Origin of the sequence: Rhodococcus sp. NPDC079359 (assembly GCF_040702585.1) — a bacterium.
Taxonomy (GTDB): Bacteria; Actinomycetota; Actinomycetes; order Mycobacteriales; family Mycobacteriaceae; genus Rhodococcoides.
In genome coordinates this window covers 52,602-76,538 of the sequence record NZ_JBFBLH010000015.1, presented here as the reverse complement: position 1 = coordinate 76,538, position 23,937 = coordinate 52,602, and the positions used below count along the sequence as shown (strand labels likewise).

Below are 23,937 nucleotides of genomic sequence, written 5' to 3'. Positions count from 1 at the left end.
TGCTTAGTCACTTCCTGCGCTGTCGGCCAACGCGTTGGCGCCACCGACGATTTCGCTGATTTCCTGGGTGATCTGGGCCTGCCGAGCCTGGTTGGCCTGACGGCTCAAGGTCTCGACCAATTCGTTCGCGTTGTCCGTCGCTGCCTTCATGGCGGTACGACGCGCCGCGGACTCCGACGCTGCTGCATCGAGCAACGACGCATAGATCCTGGTGCTGATGTACTTGGGCAGCAGCGCCGAGAGCAGAGTTCCCGCTTCCGGCTCGAACTCGTACTGTGCCTGCACATCTGCGGTCGGTGAGTCGCTCAGCGCATCCGCACCCATCTCGAATTCCTCGTCTGTGTACGAGATTTCGAGCGGTGCCATACGGCGAACTTCGGGCTTCTGCGTGAGCATCGACACGAAGCGGGTGTAGACGATGTGCAACTCGTCCACGCCCTCGACGGTGCCTTCACCGTTGGGAGCCTCGACCTTGGTGCCCGAGCCGGCCATGAACAGTTCGACCAGGTGCCTACTGGCCTTGGCCGCGTCGGCGTATCCGGGCTCCTGAGAGAAGCCCGTCCAGGCACCCTTCACGTCCCGCTCACGGAATGTGTAGTAGCCCAGGCCTTTTGCGCCGAGGACATAGATGACCGGATCCTTGCCCTCGGAGCGGAGCAGCTGGAACAGCTCCTCCGTCTCCTTGAGCACGTTGGAGTTGTAGCCGCCGCACATACCGCGGTCGCTGGTCACGACCAGAACCGCGGCACGCTTGGGCTCGGGTCGCTCGTTGAGCAACGGGTGATCGAGCGAGCTCGATGCACTCGCCAACGCGGAGAGCACCTTGGTGATCTCTTCCGCATACGGCTTCGATGCGGCAACGCGGGCCTGAGCCTTGGTGATTCGCGATGTCGCGATCAACTCTTGTGCCTTGGTGATCTTCTTGGTCGAGTTGACCGACTTGATGCGGGAGCGAAGCTCGAGAATGCTTGCCATCTAGCTGTTCACGCTCCCTTCTGTGCTCGTCTTGGCATCTGTCATCGCAGGCCTACTTGCTGACTGTCTTGCGAGTGACGTTGACCTGCTCCTGGCTGACCTCGTCGGCGTTCAGTTTGTCTGCCTCGGCCTCGTTGACGACGCGGTTGCCGTCCGAGTCGACGAATCCGGCCTTGAACTTCTCGGTCGCCTCGGTCAGTGCCTTCTGGTTGTCCTCGTCGAGAGCCTTGCCACCGGCAATGCTGTCGTAGACGCCGCTGGCGTTGCGGTGCAGGTCCTCGAGCAGCTCGGTCTCGAAGCGACGCACGTCGCCGACGGGAACCGAGTCGTACGTTCCCTGCCCTGCGAGCCAGATCGAGACGATCTGATCTTCGACGGCAACCGGGGCGTACTGATCCTGCTTGAGCAGCTCGACCAGACGTGCGCCGCGCTCGAGCTGAGCCTTGGAGGCCGCGTCGAGGTCGGACGCGAACGCAGAGAAGGCTTCCAGCTCGCGGAACTGCGCGAGCTCGAGGCGAAGAGATCCGGAGACCTTCTTCATGCCCTTGGTCTGTGCCGCGCCGCCGACTCGGGACACCGAGATACCGACGTTGATCGCGGGACGGACGCCCTTGTTGAACAGGTCCGACTCCAGGAAGACCTGGCCGTCGGTGATGGAGATGACGTTGGTCGGGATGTACGCCGAGACGTCGTTGGCCTTGGTCTCGATGATCGGCAGAGCCGTCAACGATCCGCCGCCGAGCTCGTCGGACAGCTTCGCCGAACGCTCCAGCAGACGGGAGTGCAAGTAGAAGACGTCACCGGGGTATGCCTCGCGGCCCGGCGGACGACGCAGCAGCAGCGAGATGGCGCGGTACGCCTCGGCCTGCTTGGTCAGGTCGTCGAACACGATGAGGACGTGCTTGCCCTGGTACATCCAGTGCTGGCCGATGGCCGAGCCGGTGTACGGGGCGAGCCACTTGAAGCCGGCCGAATCGGACGCGGGAGCCGCGACGATGGTCGTGTATTCGAGTGCGCCCTGCTCTTCGAGTGCAGCCTTGACGCCTGCGATCGTCGAGCCCTTCTGGCCGATGGCGACGTAGATGCAGCGAACCTGCTTCTTCTCGTCGCCGCTCTCCCAGTTGGCCTTCTGGTTCAGGATCGCGTCGATGCAGACCGCGGTCTTGCCGGTCTTGCGGTCGCCGATGATGAGCTGACGCTGGCCGCGGCCGATCGGGGTCATGGCGTCGATTGCCTTGATACCGGTCTGCAGCGGCTCCTCGACGGGCTGACGCTCGAGCACCGAGGCAGCCTGCAGTTCGAGGGCGCGGGTCTCGGAGGACTCGATGTCGCCGAGGCCGTCGATGGGCTTGCCCAGGGGGTCCACGACGCGGCCGAGGTAGCCGTCGCCCACGGGGACCGACAGCACGTCTCCGGTGCGCTTGACTTCCTGGCCTTCTTCGATGTGCTCGTAGTCACCGAGGATGACGGCACCGATTTCGGTGGCATCCAGGTTCAGCGCGACACCGAGGACTCCGCCGGGGAATTCCAGGAGTTCGTTGGACATCGCCGACGGCAATCCGGACACGTGAGCGATTCCGTCGCTCGTGTCCGTAACCGTGCCGACCTCCTCGCGGGAAGACTCCGGTGAGTAGCTCGCGGTGAAGTTATCGATCGCGCTACGGATCTCGTCGGAGGAGATCGTCAGCTCCGCCATAGTGTTTCCTGCTCTTCCTTCAAATGATCGCGGGGTGAAATGTCTCGAAAGTCGAGACGCTTCTTCTCGTTACTGTGTCCGTGTCGGACTATTTGAGCGTCTTTCGCAATGCAGCGAGGCGGCCTGCCCCGCTACCGTCGATGACCTCGTCGCCGATACGAACGACAAGTCCGCTGAGCAGTTCGGTATCGACCTCTACATGCACCGTGACCTGCTTGCCGTACGTGCGGGTCAAGGTGGCCGTCAGCTTCTCGAGCTGACTGTCGCTCAGTGGTGCTGCGCTGCGGACGTGGGCAACCGCGCGGTCGCGCTGCTCGGCGGCCAGATCGGCCAGTCCGTTCAGTACGTCGGCGGGAGCAGCCTTTCGCGGACGCGTCACAGCCTGAACTGCAAGCGCCTCGGTGACCGCGGTGACCTTGCCGTAGAGCAGGCGACCGAGCAGTTCACGCTTGGCCTGCGCGGGCTTCGAGCGATCCGAGAGGGCCTGCTCGAGCTGCGGGTTTCCTGCCACGATCCGCCCGAGGCGGAACAGCTCGTCCTCGACCGTGTCCAACTGATCCTGATCGGCCGCGGCGCGAAGCAGAGCTTCACGTCCCAGCTCGACCAGCGAGTTCAGCAGGTCGCGAGCGGTGGACCAGCTTTCGCCGGCAGCGGCCTTGACGATCGTCGCCGTTGCACTCGACACCTGGCCGGAGAAGACCTCTCCGGCCAGATCGCTTCGCCGAACGCCCTCGACCGACGAGTCGGCGAGAGCGGTACGCAACGTGCGCTGCGCGTCGAGGGTCTCGACGACGGCGAACAACTCGGCACCGGTCTGAGCAGCGACGGCTGTTGCCTCGCCTGCCGACGCGGACCCCAGAGCTTCGTGGGCAACCGACCGCGTGCGGGCGAGTGCCTCACGAGAAGTTGCGTACATGGTTCGACTCACTTTCCGGATGCGGAGTCCGCGGTGACGGAATCCAACTCGTTGAGGAAGCGATCGATCGAACTGGAACGCTTCGCGTCGTCGGACAACTGCTCTCCGATGACCTTCTCAGCGAGTTCGACGGCCGTGCGTCCCAGATCTCCCCGAAGTTCGGTGACGATCTGCTGACGCTGAGCAACGAGCTGATTGTGACCTGCGGCCACGATCCGGTCGCTTTCTTCCTGCGCCTTTTCCTTCATCTCGGCGAGAATCGCCTGCCCCTGGGTACGCGCTTCCTCACGGATCTGCGCGGCCTCGGAACGGGCGTCGGCCAGCTGAGCGTGGTACTGCTCGAGAGCAGCCTTGGCCTCTGCCTGTGCCTCTTCGGCCTTCTTGATTCCGCCTTCGATGAGCTCGGAACGCTCAGCGAGAACCTTGGTGAAGCGCGGCACCACGTACTTCCAGAAGAGGAAGCCGATTGCCGCGACACAGACGATCGACCAAACGATGTCGTAGGTTGCGGGCAGAAGAGGGTTGTACTCCTCCCCCTCCGCCGCCAGCAACGTAATCGCGTTTGTCATCGCGCTCTCAGAGAATGAAGCCGGCGACGAGGCCGATCAGGGCGAGGGACTCGGTGAATGCGATGCCGAGGAACATGGTGGTGCGGAGCTGACCGGCCAGCTCGGGCTGACGAGCGGTTGCTTCCATGTTCTTGGCGACGACGAGGCCGAGGCCGATGCCGCCGCCGATGGCTGCGAGGCCGTAGCCGATGGCGCCGTATCCGCTTGCGGTGATTTCCTGCGCCTGGGCCAGAACTTCAAGGCTCATTGGGTTTTCCGTTCCCTTTCTTCGGTCCACATCCGGGTGTCGGAGGTGGCGGTGTAGCTGGTTCGGTCAGTTGGTCGGTCAGTGCGAGTCGGCGTGCAGCGACAGATCGATGTAGATCGCCGTGAGCAGCGCGAAAATGTAGGCCTGGAGGAAGATCACCAGCATCTCGAACATCGTGAACAGGAAGCCCATGATGAGCGAGGGTGCTGCGAAGATCTTCAGCCCGGCCGACGCCTCGAAGAGGAAGAACTGGGTCGCGCTGAAGAACAGCACGAGCATGATGTGGCCGGCCAGCATGTTGGCGAGCAGACGCACCGTCAGTGTGAACGGACGGAGTACGAAGTTCGAGACGAACTCCAGCGGGATCAGCAGCACGTGCATCGCCGGCGGAATGCCCGGGATGACGATGGTGCCCTTGACGAACTTCCCGACACCGAACTTCTTGACACCTGCGTAGATGAACGCGACGTACGCGACCGCAGCGAGCACGATCGGTAGACCGATGCGGGCATTCGACGAGATGTTCAGAAACGGAATGACAGCGCTCGCGTTCACCGCGAACACCGTGAAGAAGATGGTCATGATGACGGGCAGGAATCGACGACCCTGTTCTTTACCGAGCACATCTTCTGCGACGTGGATCCGAACGAAATCGAGAGCGATCTCGCCGACGTTCTGAAGACCACGCGGAACGATCTTCGGGCTGCGGAGGGCAACCACCATGAAGATGATCAGAATCGCCGACATCAGGATGCGGATGAGCATCAGCCTGTCGAGCTCGAACGGGGTCCCCTCGAACAGCACCGCGGGAGGAAAGAAATCGGATAGTGACGGCGGACTGTATTCCGCAGCCAGGGTGGTGACGCTCAGCGGTCTCTCCCGTGTTCGGGCCGCAGCCGGGTAACGACTGCGGTTCGATCGGACAATGACGATCTATCAAGTCGACGAAAATCGGCTCGCAATCGTCAGAGGCTGAGGCCCGGTCTTCATCGGCCAAGCGTCTGTCGGGTGTCGGCGACTCACGTCGACTCGGCAACTCTCAGGGCGGAACCTTACGTTGCCGAAGTCGATGACTCCGGGCCTACTGTAAGGAAGCTCACGCTGACTGCTACCTGCGGGGGTCCAGTCCAGGGAAAAAGTCTCTTTCGTCCCAGTCTTGCCCACCGCTTGATGCAAACTTTATCAACAGAACTACGACGTTGTGTAGGCGGCCCTCAGCTTAACCGATTACGACAGGCTGTCGTACTACCGATCGTCGGTCTTGTCCTCGGTGGGAACGCTGTCCACGTAGGCGACTTTCGTCTTGACGACCCCGAAGACCTCCGCACCGAGCACGACCACGAGCGCTCCCAGAATCGTCAGCCCCAAGGAGTACCGGTTGTAGAAGTCGGCGTCCTTGAGTGCGACCAACACGATCAGCGCGATCACCATCTTCACCAACCAACCGCCGAGAAGCAGTGCTCCAACTGCCGAGGCCGGAAAACGCGTGGTGAGCGCCACCGACAACGCCGTCGTGATGACGAAGCCTCCGCCGATGGCAACACCGATGAGGGATCCCCACAGACCAGGTGTTCCGGCCGCCGTGACGGCGATTCCGACGCTCACCACCGTGAGCACCACCAGTCCGATGAGTCCGTATCGAACCGCGGCGCGAAGCGGGGCGAATTGGTCGGGCATGGACTGCGGAGTGAAGGTCACAGTTGTCGAGGGTACCCAGCACGCGTCCGCGAACAGCCGACGGGATCAGCCGCCCCGTCGAGCGCTTCGCGGTTCCGAGCCCTGCGATCGGTCCACCCGCAGCGTCGGCACAGCAGTGACGACCAGCGCGAACACCAGACCTGCGGCAACCAGAAGCACCACTATTCGGCGGTCCAGCAGAGACGACCCGACCGCCCCGAAGGCGAGGACACCGACCCACAGGTAGATCACCAGCACCACCCGGCGATGCGAATGTCCGATCTGCAGCAACCGATGATGCAGGTGCATCTTGTCGGGGCTGAAAGGACTCCGTCCGGCCCGGGTCCGGCGAATGACAGCCAGCAGCAGGTCGAGGATCGGAATGAGCATCACGGCTCCGACCAGCAGAAGCGGCGACAGCAGACCCAGCAGATCGCGTGGGCCGTACGCCGTCAACGGGATCCGCCCGGACGCACTGGTCGAGATGGTGGCAAGCGTCAGACCGATGAGCATCGATCCCGAATCGCCCATGAAGATGCGAGCGGGCTGAAAGTTGTGCGGCAGAAACCCCAGGCACGCGCCTGCCAATGCCGCCGCGATCAGCGCCGGTGGGTAGACACCGACGTCGCCGCCCTGCTCCTGCAGCAACCCCACCGAGAAAATGCAGATCGCCACCGAGGAGATGAGCCCCAGACCGGCCGCCAGCCCGTCGAGTCCGTCGACGAAGTTCATCGCATTGACGATCACGACGGTGATGAGAACGGTCACCAGTCCGGCTTGCAGTTGGTCGAGCACCAGGGTGCTGCCCGGTTGACCGGGCTCGCCTCCCCACGGTTGGTACAGCACGACCCAGCTCACGCCCATGATGACGAGGACCCCGGCCGCCGTCACCTGGCCGACGAACTTGGTCAGGGCATCCAGACCCCATCGGTCGTCGATGACGCCGACCAGCACGATCACGAAGCCGGCAACCAGCGCGGCCGGAATGTCGCGGTTGTAGGCGACGTCGAATCCGCGAGCCAGCGCAGGCAGCTGTGACGCGAAGAGCAACGCAGCCAGCATGCCCACGTAGATGCCCACTCCCCCGAGCCTCGGGGTGGCCTGCACGTGGACGTCACGATCACGAGGAACCGCGACGGCACCGAACTTGACGGCCGCCACACGAACACCGCCGGTGGCGAAGAACGTGACCACCGCTGCGGTGAGGAACACCAGGAGCAGTTCGCGAATCGGTACGCCTGCACCCAGATTCGACTGAGCGAGCACGTCGACACTTTCGTTAAGGATGCCTCCCCGAGTGACGCTCATGCGCGGAGGCGTGCGGGATGGACAGCCATGTCAGGACGCTCCCGGGACCAGGCTTTCGGCGGTGACACCGAGAACCTCGGCAATCTTCTCGGTGGGAATGGCACCGACCCGCAGAATTCGTGCTCGATCGCTGGTCAGATCGATGATGGTCGACGCCACCGCGTGGTCGGCCGGTCCCCCGTCCAGGTACACCGCGGCCGAGCCGCCGAGCTGATCTCGTGCCTCCGTCACGGTGGTGGCGGGTGGACTGCCGGAGATGTTGGCGCTGGACACTGCGAGCGGGCCGACCTCACGCAGCAGCTCGAGCGCGACAGGGTGCAGCGGCATCCGCAACATGACGGTGCCCTGGGCGTCGCCCAGATCCCAGGCCAAGGACGGAGCCTGCTGCACGACGATGCTCAGCGCACCGGGCCAGAAGGCACGAATCAAATCTCGGGTGCGTGGCCGGACACTCTGAACCAAGCCGTCGATGGTGTTCCAGGAGCCGACGAGCACGGGAACCGGCATATCGCGGCCCCTGCCCTTGGCGCGCAGCAGATCCGTGACAGCGCTGCCGTCGAATGCATCGGCTGCGATTCCGTACAGGGTGTCGGTAGGCATGACGACCAGTCGGCCGGATTTGAGGGCACCGCGGGCAGCGGTCAATCCAGCAGTGCGCGCGTCGGCTTCACGGCAGTCGTAGACGGTACTCACGGCACCTATCCTTCCACTTTCGATAACGAAGTGATGTCAGGTGTCGCCCGCCTGCCGTTCCCGTCGTCAGGCCTGGGCCGGGTGCGCCCGTGCGGCGACGACGAACCGGGGCCTACCCGACAGATCCGGATGTGCGGTGACCTCGGTGAACACTCGTCGCCGAGACAGCAGCGCCACCACCTCGCCGCCATTGGAGTCGTCGTGTTCGATAGCGACGCCGCCGCCGATCCGAAGCCAGCGGGCGATGTTGCCGATCATCGGTTCGATGACGGACAGTCCGTCCGAACCGCCGAACAGCGCCATGTGCGGATCGTGATCGATCACTTCGGGATCGAGGTCTGCCCCCTCCGGGATATAGGGCGGGTTTGCGACGATCATGTCGACAGCGCCGTCGAGTTCGGTCAACAGATCTCGTGCCGTGACGTCGCCGTGGTGCAGCGTGATCGGGGTATCGCCGTGGCCGCTGCACAGGTCGGCATTGCGCCGGGCCCATGCCAACGCCGACGGGTCGAGCTCGACGGCGTGGACGACGGCATCGGGCCGGGCGTTGGCGATCGCCAGTGCCAGTGCCCCCGAGCCCGTGCACAGATCGAGAATCACCGGCGGATGGTGGTCGACGTTTTCGAGGAACGCGAGTGCCCAGGCCAACAACAGTTCGGTTTCCGGCCGGGGTACGAACACGCCCGGCCCTACTTCGACGTCGATGTTGCCCAGCGAGGTCGTTCCCGTGATGTATTGCAGTGGAATACGTTTCGCGCGCTGCTCGACGGTTCGGAAGTACGCCTCGACGACCTCGGGTTCGACGAGAGGAACCAGACCGAGACGGCCGCGGTCCACGCCGACGAGGTGTGCGGCGAGCAGTTCCGCATCGACCCGTGGGCTCGGCACACCGGCAGCGTCGAGCATCGACGTTGCTTCGAGGATGGCCAGGCGTAACGGCTTGCGGCTCATTCGAACAGCCTGCCACGAGGCACCGACAACCCGGTCACACGCGTCCCAGCAACTCCGACTTCTTGGCGTGGAACTCGTCGTCGGTGAGGAAGCCCTTCGCGTGCAGACCCGCGAGAGCCTCGATCGCAGCCGTGATGTCGGAGATGTCCACACCTGACGGGTTGCCCTGAGGCGAATGGTTCGAGGACTGCGAAGACTGGTGCGACGAGGACGGTTGCGCGTAGGTCTGCGGAGCGGGTTGCGGCGTCGACTGGTTCTGCGAGTTCGTCCCGCCCGACTGCTGATCGACTCGAGGCAGGCTGCCAGCAGTGAACGTGCCGTACTGGCTGGTGAACTCCAGCGAGCCCGGTCCACCGCCCTGCTGTTGCTGGACTCCGCCGATGGAGTGATCGAGAGTGTCGTACACGGCCAGTTCGCCGCCGACCAACACCGCGAGGCGTCGAGATCCCGGGAACACTGCGTACTGCGAGCCGTTCTGGCCACCGCTCGAGCTCGGCGCACCGAGGTCCGACGGCCACCACGAGCCGCCGCCGAACGAGTTGCCACCGAACGAGCTGCTGCCGGTCTCCCTGGGCGGGTACACCTGATGCTGCGACAGCACCGCCGACAGGTCTCGGCAGAGACCGTCGACCCGGCTCTTGAGTCCGTGGTCGAACATGTTGCCCACCATGGTCATTCCGCCCCGCATCCACTGCCCACTGCCGCCGAGCTCGGGGATGTTGAACTGAGCCATGCTGCCGCGGCCGTTGTTGACGGCGTCGAGCATCGTGCGGACGGCATCGGTCGAGATGCCGTAGCGCGAGGACAGCTCGGACACGGCGTTCTCGCCTGCGGGGGTCAGGGCCTGGTTCATGTCTGGTGTGCCTCTCGGGCGCTGTTGCGGGGTCGAACCTGGCCGCCAGGGTATCGCACCTATCGGTGCAGCAGCCCGGCGAAATCTGTAAAGCTATGTGCCGCAGCTACTCTGCTTGCATGCGCGCGTCGCGGTCCGCCTTGGCCAGCGCGTCGAGCAACGCATCCATCTCGCCGTCCAGAAGTGAGTCGAGGTTGTGTGCCTTGAAGCCGATCCGGTGGTCCGTGATGCGGTTCTCGGGGAAGTTGTAGGTTCTGATCCGCTCCGAGCGGTCGACGGTGCGCACCTGGCTGGCCCTGCCTGCCGATGCCTCTTCGTCGGCCGCTTCTTCTGCTGCTGCCTGCAGGCGAGCTGCAAGCACCTGCATCGCGCGCGCCTTGTTCTGCAGCTGAGACCGCTCGTTCTGACAGGTCACCACGATGCCGGTCGGCAGGTGCGTGATTCGGACTGCGGAGTCGGTGGTGTTGACGCCCTGGCCACCTTTGCCGGACGAGCGGTAGACGTCGATGCGCAGATCGGTTTCGTCGATCTGAACCTCTTCCACCTCGTCGGGTTCGGGGTACACCAGGATGCCGGCCGCGGACGTGTGCACGCGCCCCTGCGATTCGGTCACCGGTACCCGTTGCACGCGGTGGACGCCGCCCTCGAACTTCAGCCGGGCCCAGACGCCGTCGAGGGGATCCCTGGTCTTGATCGACAGCGTCGCGTCCTTGTATCCGCCCAGGTCCGAGACGTTCGCGTCGAGCACCTCGACCCGCCACCCGCGGCGTTCGGCGTAGCGCACGTACATCCGCGCGAGATCGGCCGCGAAGAGCGCCGATTCCTCGCCGCCCTCCCCCGACTTGACCTCCATCACGATGTCGTCGCCGTCGTGCGGGTCGCGTGGTGCGAGCAGGTCGGTGAGGGTCTGCTCGAGGTGCAACACGGTCGCCTCGAGCTCGGGAATCTCGGACGCGAACGAGGAATCGTCGGCGGCGAGCTCACGCGCGGCTTCGAGGTCGTCCTGCGCGGAGGTCAGCTTGGTGTGCGCGGACATGATGGGGGCCAGTTCGGCGAACCTCTTGCCTGCTCTGCGGGCCGCGGACGGGTCGTTGTGCAGAGCTGGGTCGGCGAGTTGCTGCTCGAGTCCGGAGTGTTCGGCGAGGATGTCGTCGATGGCCGAAGGCTTGTCTGTTCTCGCCATGTTGATGACTCACTCTCGAACGCCGGTGCAACTGAATGTGGACACAAAAAAGCCGACGCCCGTCCTGTGATGCACAGGACGGGCGTCGGCGAAACAGCTAGCTGTCTGCGTCGGCCTTCTTGCCGGCGCGCTTGCCGTAGCGAGCCTCGAAGCGAGCGACGCGGCCGCCGGTGTCGAGAATCTTCTGCTTGCCGGTGTAGAAGGGGTGGCACTGCGAGCAGACCTCGACGCTGATGCGCTCTTTGTCGGTGGTGCTTCGGGTCTCGAAAGTATTGCCGCAACCACAGACGACTGTCGTCAGTGTGTAGTCGGGGTGAATTCCTGCCTTCATGGTGTCCTTACCGTTCTCTCTAGTGGTCGCCGGGTCGTCTTCGCCGATCGAAGACGTGAACCGGAACCGGACTCGGCCGTTGATTATGCCAGAGCGTGCATCTGACCTGCTAATCGCCGGTACTTCTGTGCCGACAGATGCTTACAACGCGCGCACCTGTCGGCTTGTTCCCCGGACGAAAGATCCGGGAAACAATTGTCAGTCGTTCGTCCCGCCCGGCGCAGTCTTGGAGACTTCCATCAGGAACTCGAGGTTGTTCTTGCTCTTCTTCAGACGGTCGACCAGCAGGTCGATGGCCTGATGCGCGTCCAGTCCGGACAGCACGCGCCGCAACTTGTGTACGACGGCGGCCTCGTCGGGAGCAAGGAGCAACTCGTCGTGGCGGGTGCTCGACGGGTTGATGTCCACTGCCGGGAACACGCGGCGTTCAGCGATCTTGCGATCGAGCTTGAGCTCGGCGTTGCCGGTGCCCTTGAACTCCTCGAAGATCACGGTGTCACCGGTGGATCCGGTCTCGACCATGGCCGTGGCGATGATCGTCAACGAACCACCGTGTTCGATGTTGCGAGCCGCGCCGAGGAACCGCTTCGGCGGGTACAGAGCGGTCGAGTCGACACCACCGGACAGGATTCGGCCCGATGCAGGCGAGCTGTTGTTGTACGCACGTCCCAAACGGGTGATCGAGTCGAGCAGAACCACCACGTCCTGGCCGGCTTCGACCAGACGCTTGGCCCGTTCGATCGCCAGCTCGGCCACCGCGGTGTGGTCGCCCGGCGGCCGGTCGAACGTCGACGCGATGACCTCGCCCTTGACGGAGCGCTGCATGTCCGTCACTTCCTCGGGACGCTCGTCGACGAGGATGACCATGAGGTAGCACTCGGGATTGTTGATGGCGATCGCGTTGGCGATGGCCTGCAGGACGCTCGTCTTGCCTGCCTTGGGCGGGCTGACGATGAGTGCGCGCTGACCCTTGCCGATCGGCATCACCAGGTCGATGATGCGCGTGGTCAGGATGTTCTGCTGAGTCTCGAGACGCAACCGCTGGTTGGGGTAGAGCGGGGTGAGCTTGCCGAACTCCGGACGCTTGCGCGCGGCCTCGACCTCTCCCCCGTTGACGGTGTCCAGACGCACTAGCGGGTTGAACTTCTGCCGCTGGCTGGACTGCTCGCCTTCGCGTGCCACCCGAACCGCACCGGTCACCGCGTCGCCGCGGCGAAGGCCGTTCTTGCGAACCAGGTTCATCGACACGTAGACGTCATTGGGTCCGGCGAGGTAGCCGGAAGTACGGACGAACGCGTAGTTGTCGAGAACATCGAGGATGCCGGCTACCGGCTGAAGAACATCGTCCTCGCGAATCTCGGTATCGCGCTCGCGGCCACCGCCACCGTCGTTGCCTTCGCCACGGTCGCGTCCGCGACGGCGCTCACGGAACCGACGTCCCCGACGTCCGCGGCCTTCGCCGTCGTCGTCCTGGTTGTTGTCGCGGTTGTCGCGCGGACCGTTGTTGCGATCCTCGTTGCGGTTGTCGTTGCGACCGTCGCCCTGGTTGCGATTGCGTCCGTTCTGGTTACGACCGCCACCGTCACGGTTGTCGCGGTCACCCTGATTGCGGTTTCCGTTGTCACGGTTGCCGTTCTCGCGGTTGGAGCCGTCCCGGTCGCCTTGATTGCGGCTTCCGGAGTCGCGGTTCGCGTTGTCGCGGTTGCCGTCGGCGTCACGGGGTTCGCGTTCCGACCCGTCCTGGCGGTTGCGGTCGCCGCGACTACGGCGTGGGCGCTCGGTGGCGGCGCTGTCGCCGGTCTCGTCCGGCTTCTCCGCCTGCGGCGCGACTGCGGGCGAATCGGTCGCCGCAGGAGCGGATCCGGCCGAATCGTTGCTGTCGTCGAGCGGGAGTTGTTCGGGAGCACCGGCTCGCCGACCTGCGGCGCGACGTCCGCGTGTTCGGCGGCCCGTCTCGGGCGCGGCATCGGCAGAATCGCCCGATTGCGCCGCCGGCGCGTCCGAGGACGGCGCTTCTGGAGCCGACTGCTTCGGTGCCGCCTCGGCTGCGGGCCGATCTTCGACGACCGGCGCGGATGCAGCGGCGCGACGCGACTTGGGTGCGTCGGATTTCGGTGCGTCCGTCTTGGCCGGTGCGCTACCCGATTGACGCTCGGAAATCGCAGCGATCAGATCGCCCTTGCGCATCCCGGAAACGCTCTTGATACCGAGTTCACCAGCGAGGCTGCGGAGCTCGGTGAGAACCATTCCGGACAGGCCAGCACGTCGGCGTGACGTTTCGGGCGCAGAGATAAGTTCCGTATCGGTCACGGAGGTCCTTTCCTTCCCTCGCTCGCTCGATGCGCAGCCGAGGGTTCGTTCCGCAGTTCGGCGTTCTGCCGAGCTCGGATATTGCCGTTCATGTTCGACGCACCCCGTCGACGACACCATCGATCCGGACCGCAGAGAACCACGGGAAGGATCGAGTCAGGAGCGTCACATCACTCGGACGTTTGAATCCCCCGAATACAGCGACCTGAATGCCCTGACGAAACCGGCGTCTGAAGCGCACGATGTACGGACAGGGTTCACCATAGCGCCGTTGTCCCCACTCGGCAAGAACCCTACTGCCGCGTTTGTCACGCGACGGTGACTCCGTCGGCCACGTCCAGGTCGAGCACCCGCCACCCCTCGGCCGATGCGGCCTCGCGCAGATCGGCCGGAAACTCCTCGGTGCACAGCGCCATGACCGTCGGTCCCGCACCGGACACCACGGCCGCGATGGACCGCGCGCGCAAGGTAGTTATCCAGCGAGTCGTGTCGGGTAACGCCTGGGCGCGCTGACCTTGATGCAGCAGGTCCTCCGTCGCGGACATCAACAGATCCGGGCGCTCGGTCAGCGCCACGACCGCGAGTGCACTGCGGCTGACGTTGAACGCCGCATCACGGTGGGGCACCAACTCGGGCAACAGTCCCCGCGTGTGCGACGTCGACGAGCGTTCGGACGGTACGAGCACGACGACCTTGATGCTCGGGTGCACCTCCAGCCGCACGGCTGCGTACTTCCGCGCCGTGACACTGGCATTGGGCGGTTCGCTCCACGACACCACCGCACCGCCGAGGCAACTCGCCGACGCATTGTCGGGATGACCCTCGAATTCCGATGACAGCTGGACCAGCTGACCCTCCGACAGCGCGAGCGACCGATCCACTTTCGCGGCCAGTGCGTTGGCGGCAGCAAGGCCCCCGACCACAGCCGACGCCGAGGAACCGAGTCCCCTGGAGTGAGGAATCACGTTGCGGCAGTGGACATCCAGGCCGTCGGCCCACACTCCGACAGCTTCGAGTCCCCGCTCGATGGCGCGTACGACCAGATGCGTCGGTCCCCACGGCACGTCCGCCGAACCCTCACCGTCGACGTGAATCCGCAGTCCCGACGCGGTGGTCGTGACCTCGATCTCGTCGTACAGCCCCAAAGCGATTCCGAGACTGTCGAATCCGGGTCCGATGTTGGCACTGGACGCCGGGACGCGCGCGGTGACCGTGAGCCCGATGGGGAGTGTCGTCGTCATGGCCGGAGATTCCGTCAACTCAGGCCAGCTCGAGCGCAGCCGCGACAGCGACGGGATCGACCGAAATGGGTTCTACGACAGGCATTCCCGACAGCGCCGTATCGGGGTCCTTGAGGCCGTTTCCGGTGACCGTGCACACGACGGTCAGGCCTGGTTCGAGCCAGCCTTCCTTTCGAGCTGCGAGGAGCCCGGCGACGCTGGCGGCGGAGGCCGGCTCCACGAACACGCCCTCGGTCTTGGCGATCAATCGGTACGCCTCGAGGATCTCCTCGTCGGTCGCGGCGCGGAATGCTCCGTTCGATTCTTCCTTGGCGTTGACGGCGCCGTTCCAGGATGCGGGCGAGCCGATCCGGATCGCGGTGGCGATGGTTTCCGGATCCTTCACCGGCGCACCGTGAACCAGCGGAGCAGCGCCCGCGGCCTGGACTCCGAGCATCCGCGGCTTGCGCGTGGTGAGACCGTCACGGAAGTACTCCGAGTAACCGCGCCAGTACGCGGTGATGTTGCCTGCGTTGCCGACCGGCAGTACGTGGATGTCCGGTGCGTCGCCGAGGGCGTCGCAGATCTCGAAGGCCGCGGTCTTCTGGCCTTCGATGCGGACGGGATTGACGGAGTTGACCAGACCGATGGTCGGGAACTCGGCCGTGGTCTTGCGGGCCAGTTCGAGGCAATCGTCGAAGTTGCCCTGCACCTGAATGATCTTGGCTCCGTGCATCACTGCCTGAGCGAGCTTGCCCATGGCGATCTTGCCCTGCGGAACCAAGACGGCACAGCTCATTCCGGCCTTGGCCGCGTAGGCAGCTGCGGAGGCCGAGGTGTTGCCGGTCGAGGCGCAGAGGACGGCCTCCTGACCTCGGGCGAGCGCGTCGGTGACGGCCATGGTCATCCCGCGGTCCTTGAAGGAGCCGGTGGGGTTGAGTCCCTCGACCTTGAGATGCACTGTGCACCCGGTCAGTTCGGACAGGTGCCCGGCCGGCAACAGCGGGGTCCCGCCCTCGCGCAGCGTGACGGTCTTCCAATCCGGGCCGATCGCCAGACGCGAACGGTATGCCTCGATCAGACCGGGCCAGGGGGTGTGGACGCTCATACGGTGGTGCCTTCCAATCGGAGAACGCTGGCGACGTGAACGACGACGTCGAGCTGCTCGAGGGATGCAACGGTGTCGGACAGTGCGGAGTCGGCCGCGAGGTGCGTGACGACGACGAGCCTGGCTCCGTCACCCGAGCCCTGCTGACGCACCGTGGAGATGCTGACGTCACGCTTGGAGAACTCGGCCGCTACGGTGGCGAGAACGCCGGGCTTGTCGGCTACCTGCATGCTGACGTAGTAGCGAGTGAGGATGTCACCCATGGGGGCCACCTTGAGCTTGGCGTACTTGGATTCGAGTGGGCCCCGTCCGCCGTAGAACTTGTTGCGAGCGGCCATCACCAGGTCGCCGAGTACTGCGGACGCGGTCGGCGCTCCGCCTGCACCCTGGCCGTAGAACATCAGGCGGCCGGCGGCCTCTGCTTCGACGACCACGGCGTTGAACGCACCGTTCACCGACGCCAACGGGTGGTTCAGCGGAACGAGCGCGGGGTAGACCCGTGCGGAGATTCGCTCCTTGCCCTTGGGCGTGACGATCCGCTCGCAGATGGCCAGCAGCTTGATGGTGCAGTCCAGGGATTTCGCGGTTTCGAGATCGTCCGAGGTGATCTTGCTGATGCCCTCGCGGTAGACGTCACCGGCAGTGACCCGCGTGTGGAATGCGATGGACGCCAGGATGGCGGCCTTCGACGCAGCGTCGTAGCCTTCGACGTCGGCGGTCGGGTCGGCCTCGGCGTAGCCCAGACGCCCTGCCTCGGCGAGGGTTTCGGCGTAGTCCGCTCCCGTCTCGTCCATGGCCGAGAGGATGAAGTTCGTGGTGCCGTTGACGATGCCGGCAACCTTGTTCACACGGTCACCCGCGAGAGACTGCATCAGCGGGCGGACCACGGGAATGGCTCCGGCCACGGCGGCCTCGAAATACAGGTCGGCACGCGACTTCTCGGCCGCGTCGGCCAGTTCCCCGGTGTACTCGGCCAGCAGAGCCTTGTTCGCCGTGATGACGGACTTGCCCTTCTCCAGGGCAGAGAGCACCAGCTTGCGGGGAATGTCGATGCCGCCGAGAACCTCGACGACGATGTCGACGTCGTCGCGGCCCACGAGCTCGGCCGGATCGTCGGTGAGCAGCTCGGCCGGAACTCCACGATCGCCGTCGACCCGACGCACAGCGATGCCACGAATCTCCAGTGGCGCACCGACTCTCGCCTCGAAGTCGTCAGCGTTCTCGGTGAGGATCCGAACGACCTCGCTGCCGACGTTTCCGAGTCCGAGTACGGCGACGCCTATCGGCTTCGATGTCATGGCTGAACCTCCAAGCTGAGCAGATCTTCGATGGTTTCCCGCCGCAGGATCAGGCGCGAGTGCCCGTCCTTGACCGCAACCACAGCGGGCCGCGTCAGCAGGTTGTAGCGACTGGACATGGAGTAGCAGTAGGCCCCGGTGGCCGCTACCGCGAGCAGGTCACCCGGCCCGACGTCTGCCGGCATCCATGTGTTCTTGATGACGATGTCGCCGCTCTCGCAATGCTTTCCGACGACCCGAGCCACGACGGCCTCGGCATCGCTCGTGCGCGAGACCAGCCGACAGTCGTATTCGGCCTGGTACAGCGAGGTTCGGATGTTGTCGCTCATGCCGCCGTCGACGCTGATGTAGCGCCTGCGCGTCGACTTGTCGACGGTGACGTCCTTGATCGTGCCGACCTCGTAGAGCGTGACGGTGCCCGGTCCGGCGATGGCGCGGCCCGGCTCGACGGCGATCGTCGGGACCGGTAGTCCCACTGCGGCGGACTCCGTCTCCACGATGGTGGTCAACTTCGCGGCGAGTTGCTCCACCGGCGGCGGATCGTCACTCGGCACGTACGAAATACCCATGCCGCCACCGAGATCCAGCGTCGAGATCTGCGCGGTCTTGTCGACGCCGAACTCCGAGACGATGTCTCGCAGCAGCCCGATGACCTTGTGCGCTGCCAACTCGAAGCCGTCGACCTCGAATATCTGCGAACCGATGTGACTGTGCAGTCCGACGAGGCGAAGGTTGTCGGCAGCGAACACGCGCCGGACGGCGTCGAGCGCAGAGCCGTCGGCGAGCGAGAATCCGAACTTCTGATCCTCGTGCGCGGTGGCGATGAACTCGTGGGTATGCGCCTCGACACCGACGGTGATGCGAATGAGAACGTCCTGCACCACACCGGCCGCACCGGCGACGCAGTCGAGACGGTCGATCTCGATGTTGGAGTCGAGCACCACATGTTCGACGCCTGCGCGCACGCCCGCCTCGAGCTCGGCTACCGATTTGTTGTTGCCGTGCATGGCAATTCGGTCGGCCGGGAATCCGGCAGCCAACGCGATGGCCAGCTCGCCTCCGGAGCAGATGTCGAGTGAGAGCCCTTCGTCGGCCACCCAGCGTGCGATCTCGCCGCACAGGAAAGCCTTGGAGGCGTAGTGAACTCGTTCGGGTGCCCCGAATGCGGCGGCCATCTCACGGCAGCGCGAACGGAAGTCGTCCTCGTCGATGACGAACAACGGTGTGCCGTACTGCTCCGCGAGATCGGTGACCGATACTCCGGCGAGGCGGACGGTTCCGTCCTCACCGCGCTCGGCATTGCGGGGCCACACCTGCTCGGGCAGCGTCGTCATCTCCGACGCGTCGGCCGGGCGATGGGACATCGACTCCTTCGCGGGGGCGTCGGCATGCTTGGGTCCTGCCGGATGTGCGCTCACATGCGCTCCGGTGCGCTGACCCCGAGCAGTTCGAGGCCGTTGGCCAGGACCTGCCGGGTCGCGTTACCCAACGCCAGTCGTGCGGTGTTCACAGGTCCGGGCTCCTCGTCTCCTTGTGGAAGTACTCGACACGCACCGTAGAAGCGGTGGTAAGCACCCGCCAGCTCTTCGAGGTAGCGGGCGATCCGGTGTGGTTCGCGCAGTTCGGCAGCGCTGGCCACCACGCGCGGGTACTCGCCGATCGTCCTGATCAGCTCGCCTTCCTGCTCGTGGGTGAGCAGGCTCAGATCCGGCTGCTGCGCGCTGATTCCCAGTTCGGCGGCATTGCGCGCGAGTGAGGCCAGGCGGGCGTGGGCGTACTGGACGTAGTACACCGGATTCTCGTTGCTTGCGCTCGCCCACAGGGCGAGGTCGATGTCGATGCTGGAGTCGACGGACGACCGGATCATGACGTACCGGGAGGCGTCGACGCCGATGGCTTCGACCAGGTCGTCGAGGGTGATGACGGTTCCGGCACGCTTGCTCATCTTCACGGCCACGCCGTCGCGCACCAGGTTGACCATCTGGCCGATCAGCACCTCGACGGTCGCGGGGTCGTCTCCGAACGCAGCTGCGGCCGCCTTGAGCCGTCCGATGTATCCGTGGTGGTCCGCTCCGAGCATGTAGATGCACAGATCGAAGCCGCGCTGCCGCTTGTTCTGGAAGTAGGCGATGTCGCCGGCGATGTAGGCGGCGTTGCCGTCGCTCTTGATGACGACACGATCCTTGTCGTCGCCGTACTCGGTGGACCGTAGCCACCAGGCACCATCCTCCTCGTAGAGGCTCCCCGAGCTCTTGAGGTATTCGACCGACTTCTCGACCTCACCCGAGTCGAACAGCGAATTCTCGTGGAAGTAGACATCGAAGTCGACGCCGAACTCGTGCAGATTGGCCTTGATCCGGTCGAACATCAGCTGGGTGCCGATGGCTCGGAACGTCTCTTCCTGGGCCTCGGGGGCCAGCGCGAGCGCTTCCGGCTCCTGCACCAGCACCTGCTCGGCGATCTCGGCGATGTACTCGCCTGCGTAGCCGTTCTCCGGAGCGGGTTCACCCTTGGCCGCGGCGATCAGCGACCGGCTGAAGCGGGCGATCTGTGCGCCGTGATCGTTGAAGTAGTACTCGCGAGTGACCTCCGCACCATGTGCGGTCAGGATGCGACCGAGCGCATCGCCGACGGCTGCCCACCGGGTACCGCCGAGGTGCACCGGCCCGGTCGGGTTGGCCGAGACGAACTCGAGATTGACCTTCTTGCCCGTCATCGAGGAACCGCTGCCGAAGGCCGCGCCTTCGGCGAGCACGCGGGCAACGATTTCGCCCTGCGCTGCAGCGGCCAGCCTGATGTTCAGGAATCCGGGGCCCGCGACGTCGGCGTCGGCGATGGCTGCGTCGGCGGCGAGAGCCTCCGCGAGCCAGCCGGCGAAGTCGCGGGGGTTGGCTCCGGCCTTCTTCGCGACCTGGAGTGCCACGTTGGTCGCGTAGTCGCCGTGCTCGGGATTTCGGGGACGCTCGACGGTCAGCTTCGCAGGGAGGACTGATGCATCCAGGCCGCGGTCGGCAAGCACCTTCGCGGCGGTCGCGTGAAGCAGTTCGGCAAGATCGGCGGGAGTCACAGGTAGCTATCCTATTGGCTGGTGCGCGGCGTCCTCGCATCCACTGCCCGTCTGCCGGCGAGCAACCTCGGACTGCGCGGTCCGCGCAGGCTCTGAGCACGCTCTCAGGCAGAGAACGTACAGTGAGGGCGCTCTGCGCTGATGGTCATCGGACGATGCTGTCACCAGCAGATACGCATCACCAGCGCAACCGAACACCACCTTTCCTCGACTGAGAGAGCAACTACAGCGATGCCAACGGGTCCCGACAAAGGCAGTCAGAACAAGTCGGCTGCGAAGGCAGACAAAGCCATCAATGCAGCCAACAAGAAGTCAGCTCGCAAGAAGAAGGGCGGCGTGCCCACCGCGACGGGCAGGCAGATTCCCTGGCTGACAGTTGCCGGTGTCGTTGTCGTCGTCGGTCTCGTTGCGGGCCTCGGGATCAATCTGTATCCGAAGTACCAGGACCGCGCCGAGGCGCAGAAGTTCGCGCCGAGCGAGGCCAATCAGGATCCGTCGACCGGCATCGAGGGTGTCGCGATCCAGGAGTACCCCGCGGCTCTGCACGTCGGGCGCACACAGCGGGTCGCCTACGACCAGTCGCCGCCGTTCGGTGGACCGCACGATGCCGTGTGGGCCACCTGCACGGGAATCGTGTACCCCGAGGCCATTCGCACCGAGAATGCCGTGCACTCGCTCGAGCACGGTGCCGTCTGGGTCACCTACAACCCCGACGATCTGAACGAGGACCAGGTCCAGTCGCTGGCCGATCGCGTCGACGGTGAAACGCAGATGATGATGTCGCCGTACCCCGGCCTCGATTCCCCGGTCTCGCTGCAGTCCTGGGGCCACCAGCTCAAGTTGGACAGTGTGGACGACGAACGCATCGGCCAGTTCATCTCCGCCCTGCGCCTCAACCGTTTCGCCTACCCCGAGGTCGGGGCCAGCTGCGCATCGGTGCCTGGAACCGGTGACAACGCCTTCGACCCGGACAACCCGCCCCTGTTCGACGCCTCTGCACCCGGCGCGGACGCGGTACCGATGGACGGTGCCGGCATCACCCCCGATGCCAGCGAGACCGGCGGGACCGGCGGAGTTCAGCTGCCGAGCGATCTTCAGGTCCCCACCAACTGATGACCGAGCCGACGACAAACGACAGCGCGGACGCCACCGCGTCCGCCACCAAGCCGAGCCAGCGCACCGCGCTGGTTGCGCTGGCGCTGATCGCCGTCCTGGCGATCGGTTTCGCGCTGGGCTTTCTGGTGCAGAGTCCGTTCCGGGACGACAACACCGCACCTGCTGCGGACTCGGTGGACGTCGGCTTCGCGCAGGACATGACCGTGCACCACAACCAGGCGATCGAGATGGCGGCGGTGGCGTTGACCAACGCGCCGGATCAGGCCGTCAAGAGCCTGGCGTTCGACATGCTCACCTCGCAGCAGAACCAGGTGGGACAGATGCAGGGCTGGTTGGCCCTGTGGGACCGAGCGCCGATCTCGACCGACGGCTACATGACCTGGATGGCCGAGGACGACTCTCACGCTCACTCGATGGGCGGGATGTCCATGGATCCCGGATCCTCGGATCCCACCAGGGCCATGCCCGGCATGGCCAGTTCCGCTGAGCTCGCCGCGCTTCGCCAAGCCACCGGCTCGGATGTCGACGTGATGTTCCTGCAACTCATGCTGCGCCACCACGAGGGCGGCCTGGCGATGATGGAGTACGCGCAGACTCACGCGCAGTCACCGGCGGTGATCAATCTGGCGAACTCCATGGTCGCCACCCAGACCAGCGAGTCGACGCTGATGAAGCAGATGCTCGCCGAGAAGGGTGCGCAGCCGCTGCCCGAGGGGTGATTTCGGCTCGGGTCGCGGATGCGCTAGTCTTTCGTACAGCCCAACAGGCACACCGGTTAGTCCGGTGCGCCCCCGTAGCTCAGGGGATAGAGCGTTCGCCTCCGGAGCGAAAGGCCGCAGGTTCGAATCCTGCCGGGGGCACACATCTTTCACGCATGTCACCGTCGTACGGTGGCTGCTCGAACGAGACGGTGGACTTCGATGTCCGAGAATCTCCCCCGAGTCGAGACCGTCGTCGACGACCTGTACTCACTCCCTCCCGCTGATTTCGTCTCGCATCGTGCGGCGTACGTCACCCGGTTCAAGAAGGCTGGCGACAAAGCCGCTGCCACCCGAATCGGTGCCCTGCGCAAGCCCACGGTCGTGGCGTGGTTGGTGAACACACTGGCTCGACGAGACGAATCGGCTCTGGCGGAACTGTTCGATCTGGGTGAGCAACTCGAACGAGCACAGCAGCGCGGCGACGGCCCCCGACTGCGTGAATTGTCCACTGCCCGAAGCACTTCGATACGCGCCCTGACCGATCGAGCAGTCTCGCTCGGACGCGACCTCGGGGCGACCGTCGGCGACAACGCAGCCCGCGAGATCTCCAACACCCTGAACGCGGCGATGGCCGATGCGGAGATACGCGACCGCGTCCGCGCGGGCAGAACCGTGGTGGCCGAAACGTACAGTGGCTTCGGGCCTGCGCTGCTCTCGATCGTGCCGGACTCGCCCGACGATGACGACGCCACCGCCGATGACGACCCGGTTTCTGCCGAGGTCGAGGACAACCGGGAGAAAACCGACGAAGCCGAACGAAACCGACTGCTCGCCGAACTCGAGTCGGCCGAATCCGATCTCGATACCGCGCGAACCGAAGTCGACGAAGCCCAAGCGGACACCGAACGAAAAGCGTCCGAACTGCGCAGCGCTGCAGAAGAAGTCGAGCGAATCGAGACCGAGCTGAAGGCTGCCGGAGCCCGCGCGCAGGCTGCGCGAGAAGCACACGAGGCCGGTGTCGTAAAGGCGGAGTCGACGGCGGCGGCACTCGAGGCAGCCCGCGCCCGGGTCGTCGAAGCCCGGTCGGCTCTCGACTCCCTGACCTGACCTACCCTGGCGGGGTGACCACACGCTGGCAAGCCGAGAACTCCGCAGACGATTCCGCGCGCTACATCGAGCGATTCGACCGCCTGGCCGAACGCGGCGTGGATCTGCACGGCGAAGCCCGCATGGTCGACGCGGTGGTCTCGCCCGCGTCGAGCATTCTCGATGCCGGATGCGGGACCGGCCGACTCGGTGTCGAGTTGGCCCGCCGCGGACACCGTGTGACCGCAGTGGATCTCGATCCCGTTCTGGCCGAGGCCGCTCGAGCACACCCCGAACTCGACGTCCATGTCGCCGATCTGACGACGCTCGATCTGGGCCGGACGTTCGACGCGGCCGTGGCAGCGGGCAACGTACTCGTTTTCATGAAGCCCGGTACCGAACGCACTGCGCTCCAACGCATCTGGGCACATCTGACCGAAGGCGGAGTGTTCGTCACCGGATTCGCCACCGATCGGGAGTACACCGTGGACATGCTCGACGAGGATCTGGCGGCGGTCGGCTTCGTCCTCGAGCACCGATTCTCGACGTGGGATCTGCGGCCGTGGCGCACCGACGCGGACTGGGCGGTCACCGTGGCACGAAAGCCGGCCCTGCTGGTCTGACACGGCATC

General features: G+C 65.1%; 23 protein-coding genes and 1 tRNA gene. 5 read left to right on the top strand and 19 right to left on the bottom strand.

The features are described from left to right. Positions 1 to 3 precede the first annotated feature (3 nt). From AB0362_RS24625 to argS, 19 genes are all read right to left on the bottom strand, one after another. A complete protein-coding gene (locus tag AB0362_RS24625) occupies positions 4 to 975 on the bottom strand; it encodes a F0F1 ATP synthase subunit gamma (protein ID WP_317534212.1) in 972 nt (323 codons plus the stop codon). 52 nt (positions 976 to 1,027) lie between these two features. Then, on the bottom strand, positions 1,028 to 2,671 hold the full coding sequence (gene atpA / locus AB0362_RS24620; RefSeq protein WP_283347896.1) for a F0F1 ATP synthase subunit alpha: 1,644 nt from the start codon (positions 2,669 to 2,671) through the stop codon (positions 1,028 to 1,030). Positions 2,672 to 2,759: 88 nt separating this feature from the next. Then, entirely contained in the window at positions 2,760 to 3,587 is an 828-nt protein-coding gene (locus AB0362_RS24615; protein ID WP_149408026.1) for a F0F1 ATP synthase subunit delta, read from the bottom strand. A gap of 8 nt (positions 3,588 to 3,595) precedes the next feature. Beyond that, entirely contained in the window at positions 3,596 to 4,156 is a 561-nt protein-coding gene (locus AB0362_RS24610; protein ID WP_032393521.1) for a F0F1 ATP synthase subunit B, read from the bottom strand. A 7-nt stretch (positions 4,157 to 4,163) separates the two neighbouring features. Then, positions 4,164 to 4,403, bottom strand: coding sequence for an ATP synthase F0 subunit C (locus AB0362_RS24605; RefSeq protein WP_008715092.1), 240 nt, complete (start codon positions 4,401 to 4,403; stop codon positions 4,164 to 4,166). A gap of 78 nt (positions 4,404 to 4,481) precedes the next feature. Further along, entirely contained in the window at positions 4,482 to 5,258 is a 777-nt protein-coding gene (gene atpB / locus AB0362_RS24600) for a F0F1 ATP synthase subunit A (protein ID WP_094632788.1), read from the bottom strand. A gap of 390 nt (positions 5,259 to 5,648) precedes the next feature. After that, the gene (locus AB0362_RS24595) at positions 5,649 to 6,080 is read right to left on the bottom strand and encodes a hypothetical protein (protein WP_317534215.1); all 432 of its coding nucleotides are present in this window, start codon (positions 6,078 to 6,080) and stop codon (positions 5,649 to 5,651) included. A gap of 66 nt (positions 6,081 to 6,146) precedes the next feature. Continuing rightward, entirely contained in the window at positions 6,147 to 7,388 is a 1,242-nt protein-coding gene (locus AB0362_RS24590) for an MraY family glycosyltransferase (protein ID WP_317534211.1), read from the bottom strand. Between the two features lie 30 nt (positions 7,389 to 7,418). Beyond that, complete coding sequence (locus AB0362_RS24585; RefSeq protein ID WP_068048275.1) at positions 7,419 to 8,081, bottom strand: L-threonylcarbamoyladenylate synthase; 663 nt, start codon at positions 8,079 to 8,081, stop codon at positions 7,419 to 7,421. 66 nt (positions 8,082 to 8,147) lie between these two features. Beyond that, positions 8,148 to 9,032, bottom strand: coding sequence for a peptide chain release factor N(5)-glutamine methyltransferase (gene prmC / locus AB0362_RS24580; RefSeq protein WP_149408030.1), 885 nt, complete (start codon positions 9,030 to 9,032; stop codon positions 8,148 to 8,150). Between the two features lie 34 nt (positions 9,033 to 9,066). Continuing rightward, positions 9,067 to 9,885: an SHOCT domain-containing protein gene (locus AB0362_RS24575; protein ID WP_317534210.1), complete on the bottom strand. Its 819-nt coding sequence runs from the start codon at positions 9,883 to 9,885 to the stop codon at positions 9,067 to 9,069. A 106-nt stretch (positions 9,886 to 9,991) separates the two neighbouring features. Further along, positions 9,992 to 11,068, bottom strand: a complete 1,077-nt coding sequence (prfA, locus tag AB0362_RS24570) for a peptide chain release factor 1 (RefSeq protein ID WP_068048269.1) — start codon at positions 11,066 to 11,068, stop codon at positions 9,992 to 9,994. 97 nt (positions 11,069 to 11,165) lie between these two features. Further along, complete coding sequence (rpmE, locus tag AB0362_RS24565) at positions 11,166 to 11,399, bottom strand: 50S ribosomal protein L31 (protein ID WP_008715081.1); 234 nt, start codon at positions 11,397 to 11,399, stop codon at positions 11,166 to 11,168. Positions 11,400 to 11,597: 198 nt separating this feature from the next. Then, positions 11,598 to 13,709, bottom strand: a complete 2,112-nt coding sequence (gene rho, locus AB0362_RS24560; protein ID WP_317534209.1) for a transcription termination factor Rho — start codon at positions 13,707 to 13,709, stop codon at positions 11,598 to 11,600. Between the two features lie 308 nt (positions 13,710 to 14,017). Next, the gene (thrB, locus tag AB0362_RS24555) at positions 14,018 to 14,950 is read right to left on the bottom strand and encodes a homoserine kinase (protein ID WP_317534208.1); all 933 of its coding nucleotides are present in this window, start codon (positions 14,948 to 14,950) and stop codon (positions 14,018 to 14,020) included. Positions 14,951 to 14,969: 19 nt separating this feature from the next. After that, positions 14,970 to 16,037, bottom strand: a complete 1,068-nt coding sequence (thrC, locus tag AB0362_RS24550) for a threonine synthase (RefSeq protein WP_317534207.1) — start codon at positions 16,035 to 16,037, stop codon at positions 14,970 to 14,972. After that, positions 16,034 to 17,335: a homoserine dehydrogenase gene (locus AB0362_RS24545; RefSeq protein ID WP_094669089.1), complete on the bottom strand. Its 1,302-nt coding sequence runs from the start codon at positions 17,333 to 17,335 to the stop codon at positions 16,034 to 16,036. Before AB0362_RS24545 ends, thrC begins: the two co-directional genes overlap by 4 nt. Beyond that, complete coding sequence (lysA, locus tag AB0362_RS24540; protein WP_317534206.1) at positions 17,332 to 18,753, bottom strand: diaminopimelate decarboxylase; 1,422 nt, start codon at positions 18,751 to 18,753, stop codon at positions 17,332 to 17,334. Before lysA ends, AB0362_RS24545 begins: the two co-directional genes overlap by 4 nt. After that, the gene (gene argS / locus AB0362_RS24535; protein WP_094638671.1) at positions 18,750 to 20,402 is read right to left on the bottom strand and encodes an arginine--tRNA ligase; all 1,653 of its coding nucleotides are present in this window, start codon (positions 20,400 to 20,402) and stop codon (positions 18,750 to 18,752) included. The genes lysA and argS overlap by 4 nt, the downstream gene beginning before the upstream one ends. Positions 20,403 to 20,633: 231 nt before the next feature. On the opposite strand from argS, the gene AB0362_RS24530 reads away from it, so the two are divergent. The 5 genes from AB0362_RS24530 (at position 20,634) to AB0362_RS24510 (ending at position 23,928) form a co-directional block, all read left to right on the top strand. Beyond that, a complete protein-coding gene (locus AB0362_RS24530) occupies positions 20,634 to 21,515 on the top strand; it encodes a DUF3105 domain-containing protein (RefSeq protein WP_068048298.1) in 882 nt (293 codons plus the stop codon). Beyond that, the gene (locus tag AB0362_RS24525; RefSeq protein ID WP_317534205.1) at positions 21,515 to 22,237 is read left to right on the top strand and encodes a DUF305 domain-containing protein; all 723 of its coding nucleotides are present in this window, start codon (positions 21,515 to 21,517) and stop codon (positions 22,235 to 22,237) included. The genes AB0362_RS24530 and AB0362_RS24525 overlap by 1 nt, the downstream gene beginning before the upstream one ends. A 68-nt stretch (positions 22,238 to 22,305) precedes the next feature. Beyond that, positions 22,306 to 22,378: transfer RNA gene (locus AB0362_RS24520), tRNA-Arg, on the top strand. A gap of 60 nt (positions 22,379 to 22,438) precedes the next feature. Continuing rightward, positions 22,439 to 23,326 (top strand): hypothetical protein, encoded by an 888-nt coding sequence (locus AB0362_RS24515; protein ID WP_317534204.1) that lies wholly within the window; start codon positions 22,439 to 22,441, stop codon positions 23,324 to 23,326. 14 nt (positions 23,327 to 23,340) lie between these two features. Next, the gene (locus AB0362_RS24510; protein ID WP_317810844.1) at positions 23,341 to 23,928 is read left to right on the top strand and encodes a class I SAM-dependent methyltransferase; all 588 of its coding nucleotides are present in this window, start codon (positions 23,341 to 23,343) and stop codon (positions 23,926 to 23,928) included. Positions 23,929 to 23,937: the final 9 nt, after the last annotated feature.

What these genes read in the sequence shown, in the direction of transcription:
- AB0362_RS24625 (WP_317534212.1), bottom strand. Translation starts at nt 975, where the DNA reads ATGGCAAGCATTCTCGAGCTTCGCTCCCGCATCAAGTCGGTCAACTCG.
- atpA (WP_283347896.1), bottom strand. Translation starts at nt 2,671, where the DNA reads ATGGCGGAGCTGACGATCTCCTCCGACGAGATCCGTAGCGCGATCGAT.
- AB0362_RS24615 (WP_149408026.1), bottom strand. Translation starts at nt 3,587, where the DNA reads ATGTACGCAACTTCTCGTGAGGCACTCGCCCGCACGCGGTCGGTTGCC.
- AB0362_RS24610 (WP_032393521.1), bottom strand. Translation starts at nt 4,156, where the DNA reads ATGACAAACGCGATTACGTTGCTGGCGGCGGAGGGGGAGGAGTACAAC.
- AB0362_RS24605 (WP_008715092.1), bottom strand. Translation starts at nt 4,403, where the DNA reads ATGAGCCTTGAAGTTCTGGCCCAGGCGCAGGAAATCACCGCAAGCGGA.
- AB0362_RS24595 (WP_317534215.1), bottom strand. Translation starts at nt 6,080, where the DNA reads ATGCCCGACCAATTCGCCCCGCTTCGCGCCGCGGTTCGATACGGACTC.
- AB0362_RS24590 (WP_317534211.1), bottom strand. Translation starts at nt 7,388, where the DNA reads ATGAGCGTCACTCGGGGAGGCATCCTTAACGAAAGTGTCGACGTGCTC.
- prmC (WP_149408030.1), bottom strand. Translation starts at nt 9,032, where the DNA reads ATGAGCCGCAAGCCGTTACGCCTGGCCATCCTCGAAGCAACGTCGATG.
- AB0362_RS24575 (WP_317534210.1), bottom strand. Translation starts at nt 9,885, where the DNA reads ATGAACCAGGCCCTGACCCCCGCAGGCGAGAACGCCGTGTCCGAGCTG.
- prfA (WP_068048269.1), bottom strand. Translation starts at nt 11,068, where the DNA reads ATGGCGAGAACAGACAAGCCTTCGGCCATCGACGACATCCTCGCCGAA.
- rpmE (WP_008715081.1), bottom strand. Translation starts at nt 11,399, where the DNA reads ATGAAGGCAGGAATTCACCCCGACTACACACTGACGACAGTCGTCTGT.
- thrB (WP_317534208.1), bottom strand. Translation starts at nt 14,950, where the DNA reads ATGACGACGACACTCCCCATCGGGCTCACGGTCACCGCGCGCGTCCCG.
- thrC (WP_317534207.1), bottom strand. Translation starts at nt 16,037, where the DNA reads ATGAGCGTCCACACCCCCTGGCCCGGTCTGATCGAGGCATACCGTTCG.
- AB0362_RS24545 (WP_094669089.1), bottom strand. Translation starts at nt 17,335, where the DNA reads ATGACATCGAAGCCGATAGGCGTCGCCGTACTCGGACTCGGAAACGTC.
- AB0362_RS24530 (WP_068048298.1), top strand. Translation starts at nt 20,634, where the DNA reads ATGCCAACGGGTCCCGACAAAGGCAGTCAGAACAAGTCGGCTGCGAAG.
- AB0362_RS24525 (WP_317534205.1), top strand. Translation starts at nt 21,515, where the DNA reads ATGACCGAGCCGACGACAAACGACAGCGCGGACGCCACCGCGTCCGCC.
- AB0362_RS24515 (WP_317534204.1), top strand. Translation starts at nt 22,439, where the DNA reads ATGTCCGAGAATCTCCCCCGAGTCGAGACCGTCGTCGACGACCTGTAC.